Source organism: Sphingomonas sp. UYP23 (assembly GCF_054059235.1).
This window is the reverse complement of the sequence record NZ_JBSSBX010000001.1, coordinates 2,223,966-2,249,116: the sequence shown is the minus strand read 5'-3', so window position 1 is coordinate 2,249,116 and position 25,151 is coordinate 2,223,966. Positions and strand designations below refer to the sequence as shown.

The window sequence follows — 25,151 nt, the reverse complement described above, 5'->3', positions numbered from 1 at the left end:
CTGCAACGTTCGAACGAACGGCTTACGCCGCGCGCGTACCCGTCATCGGGAAGCTGCCGAACGCGCCGGCGCCGACGGTGCCGGTGAGCGTGTCGCCCTCGGCCGTCGCCTTGCAATCGAGCGTCATCGGCATCGGCACGACGATCGACATCTTCCAGCTGATCGTGTCACCCTCGACCGTGCCGTCGGTGATCTCGACCGAACCCATCGCGCCGTTCTGCGAACCGGTCCAGCTGGTGCCGTCGGTCTTGACCGTCAGCGTCGCCTTCTGGTCGCCGAGCGGCGACTTGACGATCGTATCCCACGTCCCATCAACTGCAGCCATGATGTGTCTCCTGACAATAATTTCTAGCGCACGTCCGCCACGGACGCCGCTGGGATCACCTCGACCGGCAGCCCGATGCTGTCAAGCTGACCACGGACCTTCGCCGCATCGCCGACGACGATCCACACGAAGCGTTTCGGGTCGAGCGCCGCGCGTGCCGCAGCGTCAAGCTGGCCTGCGGTAAAGCTGCGATATTTTTGCGGCAGCGTCGCATAATAATCGTCGGGCCGACGATACAGGTCGTTCGACTGGATCGCGCTGAGCACCGCGCCCGACGTCTCGAAATTGCCCGGCAGCGAGCTGATCGCATCAGTGATGGTGCGGTCGAACTCATCGGCGGTGATGCCCTTGGTCGTCAGGAAGTCGGCGAAGTCGGTGCGCAGCGACGCGATCGACTCGCCGGTCTTGTCGGCCTGGACGCCAGTGCCGAGCAGGTACGGCGTGTCGAATTGCGCGCGACGGAACGATCCGTTGACGCCGTACGACCAGTGCCGCGCCTCGCGCAGGTCCATATTGACGCGCGACAGGAAATCGCCGCCGAGCGTGTCGTTCGCGGTGATCACCGGCAGCAGATCGTCGGTGCCGACGAGCGGCGTCGGCGCGCCTGCGATGATGAACGATTGCGGCGAATCGGGCCGGTCGATCAGCACGATCTTCGGCGCGGACGGCGCGGTCTTGACGCTGAAATCCTTGACGCCGGCCGGCCCGGTCGGCGTCCAGTCGCCGAAGCGCGCGTCGAACGCCGCCTTGATCTCGGCGAGCGGACGATCGCTGACGACGAAGATCTTCGCCTTGTCGGGGCGGATCCAGGCCTGCTGGAAGGCGACCAGATCGTCGCGCGTCAGCGCCGCCACCGCGTTGGCGTCGCCGCTGCCGAGCGCCTTGGCGTACGGATAGGCCGCGCCGTAGACGAGCTTGGGATAGACGCGCAGCGCGAGGCCCTGCGGGCTCGTCAGCTCGGCGGCGATCCGCGACAGCTGCTGGTTCTTGAGCCGCGCGACTTCGGCCGGATCGAACTTGGGATGCCGCACGATATCGGCGAGCAGTTCGGTCGAGGCTGCGAGATTGGCGCTCGGGGTGAACATGCCGACGCTCGTGCGGTCGGCGCCGGAGCCGCTGGTGATGTTCGCGCCAAGCCGTTCCTTGGCCTCGGCGATCGCGATCGAGTCGCGGCTGAGCGTGCCTTCGTCGAGCATGTCGAGCGTCAGCGCCTGCGTGCCCAGCTTGCCCGGCACGTCGGCGGCGATGCCCGCGTCGAAGCTGATCGACGCCTGCGTGATCGGTACGGCGTTGCGATAGGCATAAATGAGCTCGATGCCGTTCTTGAGCTTGGCATGCTCGACCTTGGGGAAGACCAGGCTCGACAGCGTGCCGACCGGCGGCAAGTCGCCGCGCGTCCCCTTGAAGGGCGCCTCGGGTGCGGCGGCGACCTTCACCGGCGGCGTCGCCTCGACATAGGCGTCGCGCGCGCCGGGCACGACGGTCAGCGCATAGACCGGGCGCGTCAGCCATTTGGCGCTGGCGGCCTTGACGCGCGCGGGCGTCTCGGCGGCGAGTTCGGCGAGCTGCTTCTTGTAGAAGCCGGGGTCGTTTTCATAGAGCGCGCCCTCGGCGAGCGCGACCGCCTTGCCGCCGAACCCGCCGGTCGATTCGAGCCCGGCGATCCGCCCTGCGGCATCGCGCGTCGCGACACGCGCGACCTCGTCGGCGGTGGGGCCGTTGGCGATGACGTCGGCGATGATCTCGTCGAGCCGCTTGGCGACGAGCGCGGGATCAACGCCCGGGCGCACATCGGCGCTGACGATGAACATGCCGACCTGCGCGAAGCTCTCATTGTTCGCCGAGACGCGCACCGCGAGCTTTTCCTTGCGCACCAGCGCATTGTCGAGCCGGCTGCTCGACAGCCCGCCAAGCACGCCGGCGGTCACGTCGAGCGCGACCGCATCGGGGTTGTTGATGCCGGGCACCGCCCACATCCGGTAGATCCGCGTGTTCGAGACGCGGTCCTTCATCACCTCGCTTTTCGGCGCGGCGAGTGTCGGGACGTCGGCGGTCGGGACGACGCTCTCGGGCCCCTTGGGGATCGCGCCGAAATATTTGGTGACAAGCGTCTTCGCGGTGGCGACGTCGACATCGCCCGACAGCACGAGCACGGCGTTGTTCGGGCCGTAATGCCCGCGGAACCAGTTCTTCACATCCTCGACGCTCGCCGAATCAAGATCCGCCATCGCGCCGATCGTGGTGTGGCCATACGGATGCGTCGCAGGAAACAGCGCCTCGGTCTGCTTGTACTGGACGAGCCCGTAAGGCTGGTTGTCGCCCTGCCGCTTCTCATTCTGGACGACGCCGCGCTGCTCGTCGACGACGGCCGGCGTGATCGCGCCGAGGAGGTAGCCCATCCGGTCGCTCTCGAGGAACAGCGCGCGGTCGAGCGCCGCGACCGGCACCGTCTCGAAATAGTTGGTACGGTCGAAATAGGTCGTGCCGTTGAGATCGGTCGCGCCCATCGCCTTGGTGTAGGTGAAATAGTCCTTCGGCGCGTTCTCGCTGCCGTTGAACATCAGATGCTCGAACAGATGCGCGAAGCCGGTCTTGCCCTTTGGCTCGAACTTCGACCCGACATTGTACCACACCGACACCGCGACGACGGGCGCCTTGCGATCGGTATTGACGATGACGCGCAGGCCGTTGGGCAGGCGGAATTCGCTATAGGGAATGTCGACTTGCTTCACGAGGTCTGCAACCGGCACGGGCTTGGGCGCGGTCTGCGCGAAGCTCGGCGTGACAAAGGTTGCGAGCGCTACACCAGAGAGCGCGAGCAGCTTGACGGTCATGAAGATCCCCCGGGAATAGCGTCTGAAAACAGGACTGTGCTGCGAAGCTATAGCAGCGCTCTGGCGGTAGCAATCGCTTCCTCGGCGGTTTGTAAGCGCTTCATCCTCCCCTCCCTGGAAGGGAGGGGAGGAACTAGGGCCGATACACGCGTTCGACGTTGCGCTTGAGATCCTCGCGCCAGAACAGCACCGGCTTGAACCTGTGCGCCGCGAACAACGGGGCCTGATCGGCATAATGCGGCGAATCCGGCCGCGTCGTCGCCGCGCCGTACGGCTGGATCGACTGCGAGCGGACGCGTCCGGCCTTGTCCCACGCCATGTCCATGATGAAACTGTCGCCATGCTTGACGACGAGCCGCCCATCATCGGCCTCGTCCCAGGTCGAGGCCGCGCGCAGCACGTCGGGCGCGCCGTCGAGCGGGAGATCGACGGTACCGTGGCGCAACCGTAGCAGCGTGCCGAGCGGCGGATCGAGCGTGCCGAAATGCGTCTGGAGATACGCCGCCGCCTTGAGCAGCGCATCACGCGGATCGAGCTCGGGGCGGCGCTGATAGTGCCATTTCTGCCCCGTCCGCAGCAAAATCGCCGCGAGCGCCTGGCCACTGTGATGGCCATCGAAATCCCAGTTCCAGCCGCGCAGCAGGCCAAGCGCTTGCTTCAGTTGTGCATCGCCCTTGGGATCGATCCGCATGACATCGCCATACCATTTCGCCGCCCAGCTCAGCTTGCTGACGCCGGTGTCGAACTTGATGCGGAGCAGATCATCGGCCGAAATCGATGGATCGGCACCGAGCAGTTCGACCGCACGCGTGCCGCGATTGGTCGTGTCGGTCTCGATCCCGAGCAGCGGCGAATAGTCGCCGGGCTTGAGCTCGGACCGCGCCCCTGCCGCCTGGAACGGCGTGTTGTTGGCATTGGCGAGAAAGCCCGAGGCCGGGTTCACGTTGCGCGGCACTTGTGCGAACGGCACCGTCCCCGGCGCAAGATCACGCGACGTATCGCCACGCAGGACATGGCGATAATCGAACCCGGGCTTCCGGTTGGGAAAGCTCGCATTGTAGACATAGGCAATGTTCCCCGCGGCATCGCCGTAGAGGAAGTTGGTTGCGGGCACGCCCTGGATCGCCAGCGCCTTCTGCCACTCGCCGAAATCGCGCGCGCGCGTCAGGCGGTAATATTCCTCGACCATGCGGAGCTGGTCGGCACCGGCATAGCGGATCGCGAACGCCCCGCTCTTGTTGACGATCACCGGCCCCTGCACCGCGCGATAGACCGTCTTCGGGATCGGCAGCACGAACGGCCCGAAGCGCACCTTGAGCCACACGCGATGTGCTTCGAGCGGGAGCCATTTGCCGTCGAAGCGATATTCGGTCCCGTCAGCATTGCGCACCAGCTTGTAGACATCGGTCAGGTCGGGCCGGTTGACGGTGTTGGTCCAGCCAAGCTGTTCGTTATGCCCGAGCACCGGGAACGGCACGCCCGGGAAGGTCGCGCCCGAGAAATGCCAGCCGGTGCCCGATTGCACGCTGAGTTCGTACCAGGCGACGGGTCCGCTCCACGGCTGATGCGAGTTCGACAGGACGCGCGTGAAGCCGTCGGCCGAGCGCCTGGGGGCGACGACGAAGGCGTTCGAGCCATTGGGCATCGCTTCGCCGGTCGCGGGCAGCGCGCTCGGATCGGGGCTGTCGGGCACCGCGCCTGCGGTCTCGGCCGGCAGCGGCTTGTCGCCCGACAGCGCACCGAGCGTCTGGTCCAGCCCGAAGAAGAACGGCGTGCGGAGCACGAACCCTGTCGCGATATCCTCGCCGTTCGCCGGGAACAGCCGCGCGAGGCGGATCTCGCCGGGGTGCCGCCGCGCATAGGCGTTGAGCCCGCTGGCATAGGCATCGAGCAAGGCGCGGACATCGGCGGGCTGCTTGTCGTAATCGCGCCGCGCGGTCTCGCGCGCGCCGAGCAGCGCCAGCGTGTAATCGACCTTGGCGCCATCCGCGCCGGTCATCGCGCCGAGCCGCCCGCGCGCCATCGCGACGGCTTCCTGCAGCGTCGCGAAATCGTCCTCGGCATGGGCATAGGCGACGCCGTACGCGACATCGGGATCGGTCTTGCCGAAGATGTGCGGGACACCGAACCGATCGCGCGCGATCACGCTGTCATAGCGCTGCTCGGGCGGCGCCACGACGCGCACGGCGGCAAACGGCTCCCACACCGCCAGCCCGATCGCGACGGCCAGCATCATCGCCGCCAGCCATGCTGCCCCGGCCCTTATGGTCCGCATTCGGATCCCCTCTCGGCAGCGAATAAAGCAGCCTTGCAGGGATTTAGCTAGACGTGCTTGCGCGCCACCGACCAGATGAAGCTGTCGTACCAGAAATGGAGCAACGAGCAGGCGATGAACGGCGCCAGGAAGACCCGGACGCTGCCTGTCGCCGCGGCGGCATAGGCGAGGCCGAACAGGATGCTGCCGCCCCAGAAATACAGCATGGCGCGGCCCTCTCGCCCGCCTGACGCTTGCGTCATCCGACCGCCCTCCTTGACCCAGACCAGCGCGAAATATTGCACCGCATGGTAGAGATTGATCACCGCCAGCGCGACGATCGGCGGCGTGAAGCCCCAGGCGATGATCGACACCGTGCCCGTCGCGACCAGCGTCGCCAGTTTGTGCGCCGGCAGGCGGTATCCCGCTCGGATTGCGCGGCGATACGCAACGACCGTCCAGCCGAGCACGGTCACATAGGCGAGCACCGCGACGATCCGGATGCCATCATTGTAGCCGGCGAGCACACCCGGCAGGCTGGCCAGGGTGGCAAGCGCGGTGTTGTCGAACTTTGCAAGAATCTGGAGATGCGTCGCAAGCGCCGCCCCCGCCGCGAGCGGGCCGACATAGAGCAAGGTGTTGAGCCGAAGATCGGTTTTGCGCAGCACCTCGGGTGGATTTCCCGCCTTCATGTTGTAGATCCGCGCAAAGCCGAAATTCTGCATCGCCGAATGATAGATGTCCCAGAACACCGCGAGCACGCTCGCCGCGACCAACGCAATCGGCGAGAGGAACAGCGTCGCGATCAGCGCGATCGGCGCGACCGTCAGTTTGCCGCGATGCGCCGCGAAAACGGTGCGGTTCCCGTACGCGCGCGGGACCACGGCGATGAGATGCGCCCAGGTCGTGACCGCGATGACCGCGAACATGCCTTTGATCGGCTTTGTTGCAAAACTGATGGCGGGGATTCACGCAGGGAATCGAGCGGTATAGATAGGCGTAATGCCCAAACCTGCCGCACCTGTGTATCGTACGACGAACTGGCCTGAGTATAATGCGGCGCTGAAGCGGCGTGGGTCGCTGGAAATATGGTTTGATCCGGAGATGCACTGGCTTTCGAAGCCGTGTGGTCGCCCTGGTCGCCCGATGCGGTTTTCAGACAGCGCGATAGAGCTGTGCCTGACGCTGAAGACGCTGTTCAACCTGCCTTTGCGGCAAGTGACGGGGTTGGTTTCGAGCCTGATCAAAATGGCGGGGCTGGATTGGTCGGTGCCGGATTATACGACGCTGTGCCGACGGCAGAAGACGTTGAAGGTCAACCTCGGCGGGCGGATCAGCTCGGGCGGACTGCACCTGCTGGTCGACAGCACCGGGATCAAAATGACGGGAGAAGGCGAGTGGAAGACGCGCAAACACGGACCGTCCTACCGTCGCCAGTGGCGCAAGGTGCATCTCGGGATTGATGCTGGGACGCTGGATATCCGGGCCATTGAGGTCACGACGAATGCCATTGGTGACGCACCGACGCTGCCCGTTCTCCTGGCGCAAATTCCCGGAGACGAGCGGATACTCAGCGTCGGCGGAGATGGCGCTTATGATACCAGGGACTGCCATGCCGCTATTGCCGGGCGCGGTGCCGATGCGGTCATCCCGGTCCGCCGCAACGGGCAACCATGGGCAGAAGGCGGTCCCGGCGTCGATGCACGCAATGGAGCGCTACGCGCGACAAAGCGGCTTGGTCGCGCAATCTGGAAAAAGTGGAGCGGCTATCATCGCCGCAGTCTGGTCGAGACCAAAATGCACTGCTTCAAACTCCTGGGCCAGCGCGTTGTCGCCCGCACCTTCGATCGTCAGATTACCGAGCTCAAAGTCCGTGCTGCAATTCTCAATCGGTTCTCCGAAATAGGAACGCCGGTGACCGTCCGCATCCAATAACATCTTCAAGTAAAACGTCGGTCATGCTCTCGCGTAATTATGCAACAAAGCCGTTCAGAACGCTGCCTTGATCGTCACGAAATACTGCGCGGGTGCACCCGCCAGCAGCGTCTGGTTGTCGCCCTTATAGCCAAAGCCGTTCGATCCGATCGTCGAGACATATGTCTTGTCGAACAGATTGGTCGCGTTCGCCTGGATCTCGAACTTGCGGTCGGCGATCGTCACGCGCGCGCCGATCGTCGCATCGACCAGCACGCGGCCGGGCACCGACTGGTCGTTGGTGTAGGTGAAGTAGCGGCGGCTCATATAATCCGCGCCGACACGGCCAAAGAAGATGCCCTTGTCATAGGTCAGCTCGCCCTTGATCAGGTGCTTGGGCGTATCGACGGTCTGCTTCCCGCGGATCGCCTGTACCACCCCGCCGACGGTCACATTGTCGCGATAGGTCGAGTCGTTATAGCTGTACGAGCCATAGACACCAAAGCCGTAGCCGAGCTTCGCCTCGAGCGCGGTCTCGAGCCCGTAGGCGCGCACCGAACCGACGTTCGACAGGATCGGCGGGTTGCCGACGATCCCCGCTCCCACGCTCTGCGCCAGCGTGCGGTTCGAGAAATCGACATAATAGCCCGCAACCAAGGCTGTCACACCGCGATAATGGTAGCGCCCGCCGACCTCGAACGTGTCCGACGATTCGGGCTTGAGCTTGTTGGTGGTGAGCAGCGCGTTGAAGCCCGCCTGCGTCGTCGCGAACGGGCCGCTGGTGGCCGAGGAAACGAACGCACGCGTCACCTCGGTAAAATCGCCGAACAGTTCGAACGCGCTGCCGATCTTGTAATTAAGCCCGGCGTGCGGCTGGAAGAAGTCCTTTACCTGGATGCGGCCCGAGGCAAGCCCGCCCGATACGATTGGTGTCGCCTTGTTGGTGACGGCAAAGCCCTTCCAGCCGAGATCGACCGTCAGATCACCGAGCGCGATCTTGTCCTGCACGTAATATTGCACGGTGTCGGTCTGGTAGGTGTTGTACCATTGCGTCGCGAACGGGAGGTACTGGAACTCGCGCGCGCTGCGCGTCGGCGTGGTGCGGCTGTCGAGCGCGTAGTAGCGGCGCGCCTGGCGGAAATCGTTGAGTTCGTACCAGCCGCCGACCGTCAGGTCGTTGAAGCCGAGCTTGGTACCGAGCGAACCGAACACCCCCTTGCGGTGGATGTCATATTCGGTCGTGCGCACCGAGATCGGCACGCCCGACGGCGACGGGACATACGGCGTGAACCACAGGCCCTGGCCGTGATTGGCGTGGTAATAGGCCTTCAATGCGCCGTGGACGGTCGCATCCTTGCCGGTCTCGACGCCAAGCGAGGCGAGGTAATCCTGGCGCAGGCCTGCCGCGTCGAAATAGACGTCGTCGGCATTGGCATACGGCGCGGGCGTCACCGACCCCGCTGCCGGATTGAGCTTCGGCGCACCCGTGTAGCCGCTGTTCGCGCCGGTATCGGCGATCAGCACCGCGAGCGGGAAATTGTTCGCGATATTGTCGTTCCGGTAGCCGAGCCGCTTGATCATATCGAGCGAGAGATCCTGATAGTCCTGCTCGCGCCGGTCCGAATAATCGAAGGTGCCGACCAGCCGCACCGGGCCGACCGGGGCCACGAACTTGGCATTGACCTGGTTCTGGCGCTGGACGCCGAAGCCCTTCCATTTGTCGGTATCGAGGAAGCCATACGAGACATAGGCGCTCGGCCCGTTCTCGCCGAGCACGCCGGTGTCGAACCGCCCGAACGCGCGCACGGTGTTCTCGCTGCCATAGCTGGTGTTGAGCGTCAGCGCGGTGGTCGGCTTGGGATCGCTCGAGAAGAATTCGATCGTCCCGCCCAAATTGTTGGTCGCCTGCGCGCCGATCGAGCCCGATCCCTGCGACACCAAGGTGCGGCCGATATTTTCCGAGGAAATAGCGCGGCTGATGTGGAGGCCGTTGGCGTTGCCATACGATCCGTCGCCGAGCGGGATGCCGTCGAGCGTGAAGCCGATCTGGTTCTGGTTGAAGCTGCGGATCGAGACGCGCTGCGACCATTCATACGCGCCGAACGCATCGGCCGACTGGAAGTTGACGTTGGGCAGCTTGGCGATCGCTTTCAGCGGGCTCGTGCCCGGCGCGAGGATCGCGATATCGGCTTGCCCCAGCTGCTGGACCTGCCGCGTCTGGCCTTTGCCGACGATGATGATGTCGTTGCCGGCATCGTCTGCGACCGGGTCGGCATCGGGTACGGGGGCTTCAGGTGCAGGCGCCGGCGCGATCGCCCCGTCGCGCGCGGAGGCGGCGAGCGGCCATGCAAGGGCGGCGCCCGCGAGCAGGCAAAGCGTGAAACGGCGCATGATGAGGTCCCCGATATGATCGTTTTTGAGGCACTACTCCCCGCGCCCTGCGGCGGTGCCTAACCATGCTGCGTTGCGGAAATACGTAAATTCCGTGGCAAGCCGATGACGTTCGTTACGGCTAGGCATCAAACACAGGATCGCGACGCCGCCGCCTCTTGTGTTGCAAATGTGCAACACTACATCGAGCCGGAAGAAGGAGGGACACTTCCACATGAATATCGAGAAATTCACCGACCGCGCCAAAGGCTTCCTGCAATCGGCGCAGACCGTTGCGATCCGCATGAGCCATCAGCGGATCGCACCCGAGCATCTGTTGAAGGCGCTGCTCGAGGATGAGCAGGGCATGGCGTCGGGGCTGATCAGCGCGGCCGGCGGCGACCCCAAGCGTGCCGTTACCGAGACCGATCTCGCGCTGTCGAAGATCCCGGCAGTCTCGGGCAGCGGTGCGCAGCAGACGCCGGGGCTCGATAACGACGCGGTGCGCGTGCTCGACCAGGCAGAGCAGATCGCGACCAAATCGGGCGACAGCTTCGTCACAGTCGAACGACTGCTCGTCGCGCTCGCGCTATCGCTCAACACGGTGGCAGGAAAGGCGCTCAAGACCGCGGGCATCACCCCCGAAGCGCTCAACACCGCGATCGAGCAGGTGCGCAATGGCCGCGTCGCTGACAGCGCGGGCGCGGAAGACAAGTTCGACGCGCTGAAGAAGTTCGCGCGCGACCTGACGCAGGCGGCGCGCGACGGCAAGCTCGACCCCGTGATCGGTCGCGACGAGGAAATCCGCCGCACGATCCAGATCCTCGCGCGCCGTACCAAGAACAATCCGGTGCTGATCGGCGAACCCGGCGTCGGCAAGACCGCGATCGCCGAGGGGCTCGCGCTGCGCATCGCCAATGGCGACGTTCCCGATACGCTGAAAGACCGCAAGCTGATGTCGCTCGACATGGGCAGTCTCATTGCCGGCGCGAAGTATCGCGGAGAGTTCGAGGAGCGACTGAAAGGCGTACTCGACGAGGTGAAGGCCGCCGAGGGCGACATCGTCCTGTTCATCGACGAGATGCACCAGCTGATCGGCGCAGGGAAATCCGAGGGCGCAATGGATGCGGGCAATCTGCTGAAACCCGCGCTCGCGCGCGGCGAGCTGCACTGTGTCGGCGCGACGACGCTCGATGAATATCGCAAATATGTCGAGAAGGACGCCGCGCTCCAGCGCCGCTTCCAGCCGGTGTTCGTCGGCGAGCCGACCGTGCCCGACACGATCTCGATCCTGCGCGGGTTGAAGGAGAAATACGAGCTGCACCACGGCGTGCGGATCACCGATGCGGCAATCGTCGCGGCGGCGACCCTGTCGAACCGCTACATCACCGACCGCTTCCTCCCCGACAAGGCGATCGATTTGATGGACGAGGCTGCCAGCCGCATCCGCATGGAAGTCGAGAGCAAGCCCGAGGAGATCGAGATCCTCGACCGGCGGATCATCCAGCTCAAGATCGAGCGCGAGGCGTTGAAGCGCGAAACCGACGAGGCGTCGCGCGACCGGCTCGGCAAGCTCGAAGGCGAACTCGCCAATCTCGAGCAGCAGTCGAGCGAACTGACGACGCGCTGGCAAAGCGAGAAGGACAAGATTTCGGCCGAGGCGAAGCTCAAGGAGCAGATCGACGCCGCGCGGCTCGAACTCGAACAGGCGCAAAGGGCCGGCGATCTCGCAAAGGCGGGCGAGCTGTCCTACGGGCGCATCCCCGACTTGCAGCGCCAGCTCGATGCTGCCGCGGGCGCGACCAAAGGCGCGATGCTGCGCGAAGAAGTGACCGCTGAGGATATCGCAGGGGTCGTCGCGCGCTGGACCGGGATCCCGGTCGAGCGGATGCTGGAAGGCGAGCGCGACAAGTTGCTCGCAATGGAAGCGACGATCGGCAAGCGCGTGATCGGCCAGCAGAATGCGATCCGCGCGGTCTCGACCGCGGTGCGCCGCGCGCGTGCGGGTCTGCAGGATCCGAACCGGCCGCTTGGCTCGTTCCTGTTCCTCGGGCCGACCGGCGTCGGCAAGACCGAGCTGACCAAGGCGCTCGCCGAATTCCTGTTCGATGATCCGACCGCGATGGTCCGCATCGACATGAGCGAGTTCATGGAGAAACACGCGGTCGCCCGCCTGATCGGTGCGCCTCCGGGCTATGTCGGTTATGAGGAAGGCGGCGTGCTGACGGAGGCGGTTCGGCGGCGGCCGTACCAGGTCGTGCTGTTCGACGAGGTCGAGAAGGCGCATGGCGATGTCTTCAACATCCTGCTGCAGGTGCTCGACGACGGGCGGTTGACCGACGGTCAGGGCCGCACGGTCGACTTCACCAACACGATCATCGTGCTGACCTCGAACCTCGGCAGCCAGGTGCTGACGACGCTCGGCGAAGGCGAGGATGTCGCGAGCGTCGAGCCGCAGGTGATGGAGATCGTCCGCGGCCACTTCCGCCCGGAATTCCTCAACCGGCTTGACGAGATCGTGCTGTTCCACCGGCTCGGCCAGGCGGAAATGGCGCCGATCGTCGACATTCAGGTCAAGCGGATCGCGACGTTGCTCGCCGAGCGCAAGGTGGCGCTCGACCTGACCGATGCGGCACGCCTGTGGCTCGGACGGGTCGGCTATGATCCGGTGTATGGCGCGCGACCGCTAAAGCGCGCGGTGCAGCGCTATCTGCAGGATCCGCTCGCCGATCTGATCCTGCGCGGCAGCGTCAAGGACGGCGCGACGGTGCGGGTCGACGAAGGCGATGGGAAGCTCGAGCTCGTAGTCGAGTGACGCAAAAAGGGGCGGCTCCTTTTCAGGAGCCGCCCCAGTCTTGTGCCCTTTGCAGGGGTGTCGCTTACCAGTCGACCTTCGCGCCGAAGCGGACGAAGCGGCCGATAAAGCCCTGGCTTTCCCAGGCGACGTTGTAGCCGAAGCCCGCGTCGTAGGTCTGGCCCGGATTGAAGTCCGGCTTCACGTCGAAGATGTTGAGCACGTTTGCGTACAGCGTGAAACGGTTGTTGACCTTGATCGTCCCCGTCATGTCGACGTCGATGAAGCGCCGCGCGCGGCACTTGTACGGGGTGCCGTCCGAATAGGCATAGACCGAAGCGCCGATGCTGTCGGTGCAGCTGTCGGGGTTGCCGCCGTAATCGACCGACGCCATGCTATAGCCGCCCGTGTAATAGGCGGTGCCGCTGATCGAGCCCTTGCCGTTGAAGTCGAGCGTGTTCGACCAGCTGCCACGCCACTTCGGCGCACCCGAGCACGACGTGATGTTGCAGGGGCTGAGCGACCCGTCGAAGCGCTGGACCGAGCCGCCCGGCGTGACCTGCTCGAGGTTGATCAGGTAGGTCGCGTCGATCCGGCTGGTCAGGTTGATGCCATGACCCAGCGGAAGCCGTGCCGTGCCCGAGAAATCGAGGCCCGACGTCGTCTGCGACGTGGTGTTGACGAACTGATACTGGATGAAGCCGAGCTGCGGCAGTGCGGTCGGGAAGCTCGGATCGGCAACGCCCGGCTTCACGGTGATCCCCGGCAGGTTCACGACACCGTTGTTCGCATAATAGGCCGCTGCCACACCCGAATAATCCGGCGCGCCGATCAGGCCCTTGATCTTGATATGGTAGTAATCGACCGTGAACGACAGGCGACGCGTCGGCTCGATGACGATGCCACTGGTGATGCTGGTCGAACGCTCGGGCTTGAGGTTGGGGTTGCCCGACGAGGTCAGGCCATAGCTGTAAGGCAGCGTTGCGTAGGAATTGCCGCCATGGGCTGCGATGTACGCAGCGCCGCCCGGCTGCGATGCCAGCACGTTCGCAGTGATATAGCCGGTCGTCGGCTGGCCATAGGCTTCCTGGAAGCTCGGGATGCGGAAGCCGCGCGAGATCGTGCCGCGCAGGCGCACCTGCTCGATCGGCTTGAAGATCGCGGTGAACTTCGGCGAGAAGTTGCTCTGGCCCGACGAATAATCGTCATAGCGGCCCGAGCCGTTGAGCGTCAGCATGTCGAACACCGGCGCGTCGATTTCGAAGAAGGCCGACTTGACGTTGCGGCTGCCGACCGTGCTCACCGAGTTGATGCTGTAATAGCGATCCGCCGGGTTGATCTCGTTCGGGGCATTGGCGCTCGGGTTGTTGACCGATTCGTGCCGGTAGGCGACGCCGACCGCGGTCGTCAGATCACCGCCCGGAAGCGTGAAGAACGCCTTCGAGAGCGTACCCTGGACCTGCCACAGCTTCGAGGTCGACAGGTTGTTGTTGACCGGCGCGATATAGTCGCGCGTCGCCTGGCTGTTGAGCGACGGATCGACGAAGTTGAACGAGCCGTCGTTGATCACGTCGAGCAGGCGCTGCGCGTTGAGATAGCCCTTGTTGGTGACCTTCAGATCGACTTCGGAATAGGTCGCGTCGGCATTGTAGTGCCAACCCTGGCCGAAGGTGCCCGCGATACCGGCGGCGAAGCGATAGGTCTTCGCATCGGTCTGCGTCTCACGCGGCTGGTCGTAGCGATAGTTGACGCGCGCCTGATAGCCCTGCGCCGCGAACGGGTTGTTCGGGTTGAGCGTGCCGTTGGCCGCGGTGCAGGCGACGGTCGTGCCGCGCGGGCAGACGAACGCCGGCAGCAGAACCGGGCTCAGCGTGTATTGCGTGCCGCCTGCTGCGGTCTGGCCGGCAAAGGCGAGCGGCGCGATGCTGCTGCTCGACTGGGTCTCGTAGAAATTGCCCATGACATAGGCCTGCGCCTGGCTGCCGATGTTCGCGGTGCCGTGCAGCGTGGCGCCGAAGCGCTGCTGCTTCGGAATTTCCATCAGATACTGGTTGATCAGGTCCTGCCCGCAGATCTGCGAACCGGTCGGCGTGCCCGCGGCTGCGGCCTGCGCCTGTTGCGCCGGGGTCAGCGTGATCGCGGTCAGGTTGCGGCAGCCAGCATTCGGATTGAGCAACTGGAATTGCGAGCCGGCAACCGCGCTGCCGTTCTGATAGGCGCGGACGACCGGAACGCTGGTCGTGCCGAGGCCGTTGAAGCTGCCATCAGCCTGGATGCCGTTGACGGTCTCGTTGGGGAGGCAGGTGCCGCCGCCAGCCTTGCAGATGCCGCTGTAATTGTTGCTGTTCCACGGATAGCCGCGGTCGCGCGCGTAGATTGGGTTGCTCTGCTGGTATTCGACATTGGCATAAACGTTGAAGCCCTGATCGCTGAGCTTGCCGTAGCCATAGGTCAGATCGACGCGGTTCTCGCTGCCGTCGCCACGCTCGGAAATCCCGGCCGAGGCGTTGGCGTGGAGGCCGACGATCTGCTTCTTGACGACGACGTTCACGACGCCGGCGACCGCGTCGGCGCCGTAGGTTGCCGATGCGCCGTCCTGCAGCACGTCGACCTTCTCGACGATCGACTGCGGGATGGTGTTGAGATCGACGAAGCTGCGCTGGCCGTCATCGCCGAGCGGGTAGATTGCCGAACGCAGGCCGTCGAACAGCGTCAGGGTGTTGCCGGTGGTGAGACCACGCAGCGACACCGCGGTCGCGCCGGTCGCGAAGCCGAAGCTGTTCCAGGCGCGCGTCATCGTGCCCGCGCCGTTGGCGGGGATCGTCTGCAGCGCTTCGGCGATGGTGTTCTGGCCACGGAGCGCAAAATCCTGCGCGGTGAGCGTGTTGATCGGTGCGGCACCGGCAGCGGCGCTGTTGCGGATCAGCGTACCGGTGACGACGATGTCCTGGCCGTTATTGGTATCCTCGACGGGCGGCGAAGCCGGCAGCGGCGCTGGCGTGGCGGCGGGGGCGGCCGGGGCCTGATCCTGCGCGAAAGCGGGGACGGCGAAAGCGAGCAGCGCGACGCTCGAGGCGGCACCGGCAAGCAGCCGTGTCTTGCGGACGATAGAAGTCGATTGAGTCACATGCGATTCCTTGCTGAACACGGCACCGCGATCGCTCGCAGTGCCGCGTAGATGGCAAGTCTCGTAACCGAACATGCGCTCGGCCCCCCGAGACATGTGCAGTGGATGAAGCTGTGCTGAACCGCTGTAAAGTCGGGTTGTAACCCGATAAGTCGGTTTGGTTACGGACTGTCACCGAAAGGCAACAGCCTGTAATCTCTTGATAAAACCGATCCGGACCTAAAAGGGGCGATTATCTAGCGAAAACCGCCCCTTGCAGATTTGAGGCTAGATCAGAACTTGAAGTTCGCCCCGGCGCGGAAGCTGCGACCGACGATCCCGGCCATGTGCCAGGTCGGCAGGTAGTTCGCGCCCGAGTAGGACGCCGGTGCCAGCGGTGCCTTCTCGCCGGTGATGTTGCCGACATAGAAGTTGAACGTGAAGTCGTCGTTCACCTTGAAGACGGCGTTCACGTCGGCATAGATGAACCGCTTGATGTAGCAGAAGTTCTGGCCGGTGCCGTAGAGGTTACCGCCTGCGCACGAGATGTCGTCGCCTTCGTCGGCAGCGACTTCCTTGATCCGCGACACGTAATAGGTCGTCGCGGTCAGCGAGACCGGACCGAACTCGATCGTGTTCTGCCAGTTGCCGCGCACGCGCGGGGTGCCCGCACCCGACGACAGTTCGTAAGGTCCAAGCGTACCGGCATACTTCTGGATCTTGCTGCCGTTACCTGGATTGAGGTCGTACTGGATCAGATAGGTAAGATCGAGCCGGCTGGTGAACCGCACGTTCTCGGAGATCGGCACCCGCACGTTGGCGCCGAAGTCGAGGCCCGAGACCGTTACCGAGCCGGCGTTGACGAACGGCACGTTGATGATCAGCACGCGCGGCAGCGCGTTCGGGAACAGCGGATCGGGCGCATCGACCGCCGAAACGGTGTAGCCTGCAGGCAGCGCGGTTCCGGCGAAATAGTTCGCGCGGGCGATGCCGGCATCCGGACCGGTCACGATCACGTCGGTCTTCTTGATGTTGTAATAGTCGACCGTGAAGCTGACGTTGCGGACTGGCTCGGCCACGATCCCGGCGGTGAAGCTCCGCGACTTCTCGGGCTTCAGATTGGGGTTGCCGGTCGCGCCCGAACCAAGGCTGTAGGCCTGGGCGTAGGGGTTGGTGTTGCCACCGGTGACGAGACCACCATGCGCCAGCTGGAAGCTTGCGGGCGGCGTCACCGTCACGAAGCCGGCATAGCTCGACTGCGGGTTGTTTTCCGCAAACGTCGGTGCGCGGAAACCGTTCGAATAGGTACCACGGATCGCGAGCTGCTTGATCGGCGTCCACTTGGCGCCGATCTTGGGCGAGAAGTGGCTGAACCCTTCCGAATAGTGATCGTAGCGACCCGAACCATTGACCTCGAGCGTATCGAGGATCGGCGCGTTGACTTCGAAATAGCCCGCGAAGACGTCATGCGTACCGAAGGCCGCCGAGGTGTTGGCGTATTTGGTCAGGCCCGGGTTGTTGCTGTTGTTGACTTCGGTTTCATGGCGGAACTGGCCACCGACGGCGACCTGCAGATTGCCGCCTGGAAGCGCGAAGAGATCCTTGGCGACCGAGGCATCGACGGAAATCAGCGAGGTATGCGACGGCGTCGTGTAGGTCGGCGCGATCATGTCGCGGACGGCCTGATTGTTCTGCGACGGATCGACGAAGTTGTAGGCGCCGGTGTTGATCGCCTTCTTCAGTCCGGCGATGTCGAGAACGCCGTAATTTTCGAGCGAGAAATTGTCGCGCGCGCCGACCGCGTCGACCTTCCAGTGATAATCCCCCGCGATGTCGCCGTTGAAGCCGACCGCGCCACGGATCACTTCGTTGTTGCGGATCGAGTAGGAGGGGATGTCACCGAACGCATAATAGATGCGCGCTGCGTTGTTGGCCGGATCGAGCGCGCCAGCGGCCGCATACGGGTTGTTCGGATTGAGCTTGCGGTCGGCCGCAGTCGCGCAGTTGACGCCGCTCGAGCAGATGTAGACCGGCAGGACGATGCCCGGGTTGCTCGACGACTGGGTCGGCGAAGCACCGTAAGGCTGCGTCTGGCGGATGCTGTTCGGCGAACGACCGATGGTGACCTGGCTGTGCGAATAGCTGCCCGTGGCATAGCCTTCGATCGTGTCGCTGAGACGCACGCTCACGCGGCCGGAGAAGTTGTAGCGCTCCTGCGACGGCTGGATGTCGTTGTAGCGCGTGCCGTATTCCTGGCCGTAGTCGTGCTTGCAACCCGTGCCGCCAGCGGCGCCGGCGACGGTGAAGGTGCCGCGCGTGCACTGCGCAGTGCCGCCGAGCAGCGTGTAGGTGCCCGCGGCAACACCGCCGGCGAACGGATTGTTGAGATCGGTCTGCGGCGCACGGCGCACGACGGCATTGGTCGACGCGGTCGTCAGCGAGCTGTCACCGGTGTTGTTGTCGAGGCCACCAATCGAGCTCAGATCGTTGGTGTTGTACGGGAAGCCGCGCGTCGTCGCGCCGATCGGCTGGTCCTTCTGGTATTCGCCGTTGATGTAGACGTTCCAGCCCTTGGCGTCATAATCGCCATAGCCGGCGGTGAGGTTGGCACGATAGCGGGCGCCGTCGCCCTTCTCGGTCACGCCGCCCTCGACCGTGCCGCTGAGGCCGGTGAAGTGCTTCTTCATGATGATGTTGACGACGCCGCCGATGGCGTCGGCACCGTAGCTCGACGATGCGCCGTCCTTGAGGACTTCGATCCGCTCGACCGCGCTGAACGGAATCGAGTTGAGATCGACATAGGCGTTGTGGCCGTCATCGTTGAGCGGGAAGTTGGTCGAGCGCAGACCGTCGATCAGCACCAGCGTCGACGAGACGCCGAGGCCGCGCAGCGACACCGCAGCGCCGCCGGCCGAGAAGCCGTTGGTGAAGCCGGTCGAGATCGAACCGGCGCCATCGGCCGAGATCGAGCGCACGGCATCGTTGATGTTGGTGATGCCGGCGCGCGACAGCGTCTCGGCTGTCAGAACGGTGACCGGCGACGGCGTCTCGGTGTTGGTGCGGCGGAAGATCGAGCCGGTGACGACGATGTCCTTGCCTTCTTCGGCGGACTGAGTCGGCGCGGGATCGGCCGGAAGCGGCGCGGTGGTCTGCGCAAACGCCGGACCGGCCGAAAGCGCGATCAGCAAGGCGACGGGCGCGGCGGTGGAACGAAGACGCGCGACTGCGCGGGATTGCATGGACTGCATCGAAAAACTTTCCCCATTGATGCCCGTGGCATCGGTGTCGTCGACGACTACGGACCCCCCGTGTCGTCGTAATGGAGAGAGACTGTAACGTGGCCGGAATATTGTAAAGAGGCCGCGACGGAACTTTTCCAAGTGTCGCCGCAATGCAACACTATACCAAATGTATCCGGTTTGGCGCCACAAACGCCGCTTTAGCGCGCTTCGATCATTCCGAACGCGGCATCGGCCCCGCCACCAGCAGCGGATCAATCTTCGCGTCGCGCCACTTGAGGCTCCAGTGGAGATGCGGTCCGGTCGCGCGCCCGGTCATGCCCGACAGCGCAACCGGCTGCCCACGCCGCACGCGCTCGCCGACGCGTACGTCGATCCGCGCAAGATGGAGAAATGCCGTATTGAGGCCATTGCCGTGATCAATCATCAGCAGATTGCCCTCGAGCGTGAAAGGGTGGTCTGCGGCCAGAATAACCACGCCGTCGGCAGGGGCGAGGATCAGTGAGCCTTGTGGCTTGGCGACATCGAGCCCCGAATGGTACGATCCGGCCTCACCATTCTTGTAGATCCGCTGCGAGCCGAACAGCGTCGAGATCCGCCCGGTGGTCGGCCACAGGAAGGTCTGCCGCCAGCCTTGCGAATCCGACTGGACGCGGCGCGCGGCGGCGATCTGCGCGAGCTCGGCGGGGCGCAGCCGGTCGAATTCGGGTTGCGGCAACGGGATCTTGGGGAGCGTCGACAGGCGCGAAATGTCCCAGCCGCGCGGCGCGATCGTCAGCGTATCGCGCACGACGCGGCCGTCCTCGAGCGTCGCAACCAGGCTCGCGTTCGGCCCGGCATCGCGGTCGAAGCCGATCAGGAAGCGACCGTCGGCTGCCACCGGAATCGCCGCGCCGTTGAAGCTCAGCATGCTGGTACCGAGGGGCGCGATGCCGATGACGATGCCACCCTGGATCATCGATCCCGAATAGCTGAAGCTCACCGGCACCGGCGCGCGCTGCACTTGCGGCGTGGCGGGACGGCGTACGGGTGGCGCCGTGACCCGCTGAACGGTTGCGGGATCAGGCGTGGTCGCACAGCTGCCGAGCGTGATCAGCAAAACGAGTGCGGCGGCGCGGTGCAGGATGGTGGAAATGCCCCCCCGGGCCTTCATGCGGGCGTCATCGCTTCGGTCGCGATCGCCGCGCTGGCATAGGCCTCCTGCTTGGCGACGCTCCAATAGCGCAGATCGTCGAGCGCGATGCGCGTCCCGCTCACCGCGCAGACGACATGATCGCCCGGTGCCAGTACGCGAAACCCGTTCGCCATGAAGTGGAGCCGCGCGGGACGATCGGTATTGGACATCAACATGGCGCGGCTCGTTCTAGAGGAGGGTGGGCTGTTCGGGCGTGGACGTAGCATATGCCTTGGCGCCGCTGCGCTCAACCTTGGCGTCGACCTCGCCGTCGCGGAAGTGGAGCGTGACGGTCCCCGCAGTGCGCGCGGCGCTTGCCGAGCCGACCACCGCGCCCGAAGGTCTGGCCGAGACGAAGGCATAGCCGCGGTCGAGGATCGCGTTGGGCCCGAGCGATTCGACCAGCCGCCACGTCGCGCTGAGCCGGTCGCGCCCGCGCTCGAGCTGGCGGTCGAGCGTCGAGAGCCGCAGCGCGCCCGCCGAGCGATCGAGCTGCCCGCGCGCGACGACGACGCGGCGCTCAAGCCCGCGATCGAGCCGCGCGCCGAGATCGTCGGCCTTCTGGCGCTGCGGACCGAGCAGCGCGTCGCGCCGCGGGAGGACGCGGACCAGCGCATCGAGCCGCTCGCGTCCACGCTCGGCATAGCGCCGCGCGCATTTCTCGGTGCGGGTGCCGTGACTGGCGAGCGTGAGGCGGAGATCCGCGAGCACGGGCACCGCCATTTCGGCGGCGGCGGTGGGGGTCGGTGCGCGCAGATCGGCGGCGAAATCGGCGAGCGTGGTGTCGGTCTCGTGGCCCACCGCCGAGATCAGCGGAATGCTGCACTGGGCGATCGCGCGGACGACAACCTCCTCGTTAAACGCCCACAGATCCTCGATCGAGCCGCCACCGCGCGCGACGATGACGAGGTCGGGCCGGTCCCCGAGCGACATCGCATCGAACCCGGCGATCGCGCGCGCGACCTCCTCGGCCGCGCCTGCCCCCTGTACCTTGACCGGCCAGACGAGCACGTGCGTCGGGCAGCGATCCTCGAGCCGGTGGAGGATGTCGCGGATCACCGCGCCGGTCGGGGAGGTCACGACGCCGATGCGCGCGGGCAAGAACGGCAGCGGCTTCTTGGCGGAGGAGGCAAACAGCCCCTCCCCCGCCAGCTTGGCCTTCAATTTCTCGAGCAGCGCCATCAGCGCGCCCTCGCCCGCCAGCTCCATCCGGTCGATGATGATCTGATATTTGGAGCGACCGGGGTAGGTCGTGATCTTGCCGGTCGCGATCACCTCGGCGCCGTCCTGCGGGGTGAAGCCCAGTTGCGCGACATTGCCCTTCCAGATCACGCCGTCGATGACCGCGCTGTCGTCCTTGAGGCTGAGATAGGCGTGGCCCGACGCGACGCGCTTGTAGCCCGAGATCTCGCCGCGCAGGCGGACAAAGCCGAACTCGGTCTCGACCACGCGCTTGAGCTTTCCGGCGAGTTCCCCGACACTCATCGGCGCGGCGTTGTAGCCGGCAGCCGGCTCGGCTACGAGGCCGCCCAACCCGGCGCCCATCCCCTCGCGCCGCGCAATCTCTAGAAAAGGGTCCGCCATTGAATGTCCTGTTGATCGGCTCGGGGGGTCGCGAACATGCGCTGAGCTGGAAGCTCGCGCAATCGCCGCGCCTGCGTACACTGTTCGCCGCACCCGGCAATCCGGGCATTGCAGCGCATGCACAGATCGTATCGCTCGAGCTGACCGATCATGCCGCGGTCGTGGCGTTCTGTGCCGAGCAGTCGATCGAACTGGTGGTGATCGGCCCCGAGGCGCCGTTGGTCGACGGCCTCGGCGACAGCCTGCGCGCCGCCGGTGTCGCGGTGTTCGGGCCGGACAAAGCAGCGGCGCAGCTCGAAGGCTCGAAGGCGTTCACCAAGGCGCTGTGCGACCGCGCCGGGATCCCGACCGCGGGCTATGTCCACGCCACCAGCCGCGCCGAGGCGCGCCACGCGCTCGATCGCTTCGGTGTGCCCGTCGTGGTCAAGGCCGATGGCCTGGCGGCTGGCAAGGGCGTGACCGTCGCGATGACGCGCGAGGAAGCCGAAGGCGCGCTCGCCGATCTGTTCGGCGCGCGTGGCGGCGAAGCGGTGATCGAGGAATTCCTCGAGGGCGAGGAAGCCAGCCTGTTCGTGCTGACCGACGGCACCGACATCCTCAGCTTCGGATCGGCGCAGGACCACAAGCGCGTCGGCGAGGGCGATACCGGCCCCAATACCGGCGGCATGGGCGCGTACAGCCCGGCGCGCGTGCTGACACCCGAGCTCGAGGCCCGCGCGATCGACGAGATCGTCAGGCCGACCGTCGCGGCAATGGCGGCGGCGGGAACCCCCTTCTCGGGCGTGCTCTATGCCGGGCTGATGCTCACCGCGGACGGCCCCAAGCTGATCGAATATAACGCCCGATTCGGCGACCCCGAATGCCAGGTGCTGATGGCGCGGCTCGACGAGGATCTGCTCGAAGTGCTGCTTTCGGTGGCGAACGGCACGCTCGGGCACCGCGGGCCGGCGAAATGGGTCGCGCAGGCCGCACTCACCGTCGTGCTTGCCGCCAACGGCTATCCCGGCACGCCGGCGAGTGGCGGAGCGATCGACGATATCGCCGAAGCCGAGGAGACCGGCGCGCGCGTGTTCCAGGCGGGAACGCGGCTCGACGGCGGGCAGCTCGTCGCGTCGGGCGGGCGTGTGCTGGCGGTAACGGCGCTCGGCGATACCCTCGCCGCCGCGCAGGCCGCGGCGTATCACGCGGTCGATCAGATCGTCTTTCCAAGCGGTTTCTGCCGCCGCGACATCGGATGGCGCGAGATTGCGCGCGACGCGGGCTGAGCTCTTGCGCTAGCCTTCGTGAAATTCAGGAGTAGCGTATGTCTTCCGGCCCCCAGAACCCCAACCAGGCGATCGACGTCATGGTTCCGATCACCATTTCGCATGTGATCCTGATGGTCGCGCTCGCCGCCGCCGCGCTCGCGATCCTGTGGTACGGCGCGCTGCTCCACCGCCGCCGCAAGGCCGCGGCCAAGCAGGTCGAAGAGAATTTCGCGATCGCCGAGGAACATGGCGCGACGGCGGAGCCGGGGAGCGTCTCGCTCGACGGGACGCCGGCGGTTTCGGCGGACGTGCCGAAATCGGCCGATGGCGCGGGCGAACCGACCGCCGAGGTGCCGGTCGTGGCTCCAGCGCCGGTTGCAGCGCCAGCTCCGGCGCCCGCGCCGATTCCTGCCCCGATCCCTGTTCCGCCGCAGGCTCCAGCGCCCGCTCCTACGCCTATCCCGGCTCCGGCTCCGGCTCCGGCACCTGTCGCGGCGGCGCCGATCGCGAGCGACCTTACGCAGATCAAGGGGCTCGGCCCCAAGCTCGCCGCGACGCTCGCGGACCAAGGCATCACCCGCGTCGAGCAGATCGCCGCGCTGACCCCCGACGCGGCGGCCGCGCTCGACGCCAGGCTTGGCGTCTTCAAGGGCCGCATGACGCGCGACCGCTGGATCGAACAGGCGACGCTGCTGAGCGCGGGCGACCGCGCGGGCTATGAAGCGGCGTTCGGGAAGTTGGGCGGGTAAACGTGCCAGGGGGCGGACGCCTTCGCTGTGCAGCGCATCCAGGATGCAAACCCGTCGGCTTCGTCGCCACCCGCAATTGACAGCGATCCCCGATCGTTTTCCTGCGATCCTTCCCCGCCAAGGGGAGGATTGTGGTCATCGAGCGGCGGCTACGCCCCCTTACGGACATTGCGCCCGGCTGGCGCTGCGGGTGTCGAGGTCCAGGCCGGATGCTTGACTCGATTGACCCCAAGACGCGGTGGCACAGCGGCGATCGTTTCCGGTTTTGCGCTGATCCGCGTGCCTGCAGGCTGACGATTTCAAAGAGCGTCACGGGTATACCATGACAGCCGGGATGTAGGACAGCATTACGCGATCCAGCGGGTAAGCGGTCGCAGAATTGGTTTGAACGAGCCGTGGGTATTGCTGCTCCCCATGCCGTCATTCCCGCGAAAGCGGGAATCCATTGTCGCCACGCGGGCCAAGATGAAAGATCGTCGCCCTTATGGATCCCCACCTTCGCGGGGATGACACCAAAGGCGGGAAACGACCAATGCACGAAGCCGCTGCGCGGCATTGGTGTTGGTGGTGAGGTAGCGCCTTTGCGGTGAGGTTTGGCCCGGCGGCAGCGGCGGCAGACGATGGAGTTCCTTCAACCAAAGGAACTTGATCATGGCGATTGTACCGATCGAACGACCCGTCACCCCGCTGCGTCAGCGGATGCTCGACGACATGGCGATGCGCGCGATGCGGTCGCGGACCCAGCATGATTATATCCGCCACGTCCGCGCCTTCGCGGCTTTCCTCGGGCGCTCGCCCGATACCGCGACCGCCGAGGATGTGCGCCGCTTCCAGCTTCACCAACGCGAGCAGGGTGTCGGAGAGTCCACGATCAACGGCTCGGTATCGGCACTGCGCTTCCTGTTCGACGTGACGCTCGAGCGACCCGACCTGTCGCGGCGGCTGGTGCTGGCGCGTCGTCCCAGGAAGCTGCCCGACGTGCTGAGCGTCGATGAGGTGGGACGGCTGCTCGAGGCGGCACCGGGCATCAAGTACCGGGCGGCGCTGGGCGTGGCCTATGGCGCTGGCCTGCGCGTGTCGGAGGTCGCGCACCTCAAGGCCGACGATATCGACAGCAAGCGGATGCTGATCCGGATCGAGGAGGGCAAGGGCCGCAAGGATCGTAACGCCATGCTGTCGCCGCAGCTGCTCGAGCTGCTGCGGCTGTGGTGGCGCGAAGGCAAGCGGCGCAGTGTCCTTCTGCCGCACGGCTGGCTCTTTCCAGGGCGCAGCTACACCGACCCGATCTCGACCCGGCAACTGCACCGCGCGGTCTGCGAGGCGGCCGAGGCGGCGGGGATTCGAAAGCGCGTCAGCCCGCACACGCTGCGGCACAGCTTCGCCACTCACCTGCTCGAACAGGACGTCGATATCCGCGTGATCCAGGTGCTGCTCGGGCACAGCAAGCTCGAGACGACCGCGCTCTACACCAAGGTCGCAACGCGCACGATCCGCGCCGTGACCAGCCCGCTCGACCGGCTGATGGCGCTCATGGAGGGCAAGACGCCGCCCGGTTGACGCC

At 65.5% G+C, this 25,151-nt stretch carries 16 protein-coding genes; 5 read left to right on the top strand and 11 right to left on the bottom strand.

Annotation, left to right across the window (positions count from 1 at the left end):
* Window positions 1–22: 22 nt before the first annotated feature.
* From ACVWYO_RS11020 to ACVWYO_RS11005, 4 genes are all read right to left on the bottom strand, one after another.
* Window positions 23–325 (bottom strand): hypothetical protein, encoded by a 303-nt coding sequence (locus tag ACVWYO_RS11020; RefSeq protein WP_457350723.1) that lies wholly within the window; start codon window positions 323–325, stop codon window positions 23–25.
* A gap of 23 nt (window positions 326–348) precedes the next feature.
* Window positions 349–3,159, bottom strand: a complete 2,811-nt coding sequence (locus ACVWYO_RS11015) for an insulinase family protein (RefSeq protein WP_457350722.1) — start codon at window positions 3,157–3,159, stop codon at window positions 349–351.
* A 133-nt stretch (window positions 3,160–3,292) separates the two neighbouring features.
* Entirely contained in the window at window positions 3,293–5,434 is a 2,142-nt protein-coding gene (locus tag ACVWYO_RS11010) for a penicillin acylase family protein (RefSeq protein WP_457350720.1), read from the bottom strand.
* A 47-nt stretch (window positions 5,435–5,481) separates the two neighbouring features.
* Window positions 5,482–6,342 carry a hypothetical protein gene (locus tag ACVWYO_RS11005; RefSeq protein WP_457350718.1) on the bottom strand — a complete coding sequence of 287 codons (861 nt, stop codon included), beginning with the start codon at window positions 6,340–6,342 and terminating at the stop codon, window positions 5,482–5,484.
* Window positions 6,343–6,415: 73 nt separating this feature from the next.
* Here ACVWYO_RS11005 and ACVWYO_RS11000 point away from each other — a divergent pair, with 73 nt between their 5' ends.
* Window positions 6,416–7,348: an IS5 family transposase gene (locus ACVWYO_RS11000; RefSeq protein ID WP_457348219.1), complete on the top strand. Its 933-nt coding sequence runs from the start codon at window positions 6,416–6,418 to the stop codon at window positions 7,346–7,348.
* Between the two features lie 54 nt (window positions 7,349–7,402).
* Here the strand turns inward: ACVWYO_RS11000 and ACVWYO_RS10995 are convergent, their stop codons facing one another.
* Entirely contained in the window at window positions 7,403–9,718 is a 2,316-nt protein-coding gene (locus ACVWYO_RS10995) for a TonB-dependent receptor (protein ID WP_457350716.1), read from the bottom strand.
* A 214-nt stretch (window positions 9,719–9,932) separates the two neighbouring features.
* On the opposite strand from ACVWYO_RS10995, the gene clpB reads away from it, so the two are divergent.
* Window positions 9,933–12,512 carry an ATP-dependent chaperone ClpB gene (clpB, locus tag ACVWYO_RS10990; RefSeq protein ID WP_457350714.1) on the top strand — a complete coding sequence of 860 codons (2,580 nt, stop codon included), beginning with the start codon at window positions 9,933–9,935 and terminating at the stop codon, window positions 12,510–12,512.
* A 64-nt stretch (window positions 12,513–12,576) separates the two neighbouring features.
* On the opposite strand, the gene ACVWYO_RS10985 is transcribed toward clpB, so the two are convergent.
* The 5 genes from ACVWYO_RS10985 to xseA all read right to left on the bottom strand — a co-directional run bounded on the left by ACVWYO_RS10985 (window position 12,577) and on the right by xseA (window position 21,594).
* Window positions 12,577–15,618: a TonB-dependent receptor plug domain-containing protein gene (locus tag ACVWYO_RS10985; RefSeq protein ID WP_457350712.1), complete on the bottom strand. Its 3,042-nt coding sequence runs from the start codon at window positions 15,616–15,618 to the stop codon at window positions 12,577–12,579.
* 272 nt (window positions 15,619–15,890) lie between these two features.
* The gene (locus ACVWYO_RS10980) at window positions 15,891–18,845 is read right to left on the bottom strand and encodes a TonB-dependent receptor plug domain-containing protein (protein ID WP_457350710.1); all 2,955 of its coding nucleotides are present in this window, start codon (window positions 18,843–18,845) and stop codon (window positions 15,891–15,893) included.
* Between the two features lie 205 nt (window positions 18,846–19,050).
* Window positions 19,051–19,989: a M23 family metallopeptidase gene (locus tag ACVWYO_RS10975; RefSeq protein ID WP_457350708.1), complete on the bottom strand. Its 939-nt coding sequence runs from the start codon at window positions 19,987–19,989 to the stop codon at window positions 19,051–19,053.
* A complete protein-coding gene (locus ACVWYO_RS10970; protein WP_140848227.1) occupies window positions 19,986–20,186 on the bottom strand; it encodes a DUF2093 domain-containing protein in 201 nt (66 codons plus the stop codon). The genes ACVWYO_RS10975 and ACVWYO_RS10970 overlap by 4 nt, the downstream gene beginning before the upstream one ends.
* Window positions 20,187–20,199: 13 nt before the next feature.
* Window positions 20,200–21,594 carry an exodeoxyribonuclease VII large subunit gene (xseA, locus tag ACVWYO_RS10965; RefSeq protein ID WP_457350706.1) on the bottom strand — a complete coding sequence of 465 codons (1,395 nt, stop codon included), beginning with the start codon at window positions 21,592–21,594 and terminating at the stop codon, window positions 20,200–20,202.
* On the opposite strand from xseA, the gene purD reads away from it, so the two are divergent.
* Together purD and ACVWYO_RS10955 are read left to right on the top strand one after the other, a co-directional pair.
* Window positions 21,594–22,859, top strand: a complete 1,266-nt coding sequence (gene purD, locus ACVWYO_RS10960; protein ID WP_457350704.1) for a phosphoribosylamine--glycine ligase — start codon at window positions 21,594–21,596, stop codon at window positions 22,857–22,859. The genes xseA and purD overlap by 1 nt on opposite strands.
* Before the next feature lie 38 nt (window positions 22,860–22,897).
* Entirely contained in the window at window positions 22,898–23,590 is a 693-nt protein-coding gene (locus ACVWYO_RS10955) for a helix-hairpin-helix domain-containing protein (RefSeq protein ID WP_457350702.1), read from the top strand.
* Window positions 23,591–24,072: 482 nt separating this feature from the next.
* Here the strand turns inward: ACVWYO_RS10955 and ACVWYO_RS10950 are convergent, their stop codons facing one another.
* The gene (locus ACVWYO_RS10950; protein ID WP_457350700.1) at window positions 24,073–24,243 is read right to left on the bottom strand and encodes a hypothetical protein; all 171 of its coding nucleotides are present in this window, start codon (window positions 24,241–24,243) and stop codon (window positions 24,073–24,075) included.
* Between ACVWYO_RS10950 and ACVWYO_RS10945 the strand changes: the two genes are divergently transcribed.
* On the top strand, window positions 24,242–25,147 hold the full coding sequence (locus tag ACVWYO_RS10945) for a tyrosine-type recombinase/integrase (protein WP_457348793.1): 906 nt from the start codon (window positions 24,242–24,244) through the stop codon (window positions 25,145–25,147). The two genes, ACVWYO_RS10950 and ACVWYO_RS10945, sit on opposite strands and share 2 nt — an antisense overlap.
* Window positions 25,148–25,151: the final 4 nt, after the last annotated feature.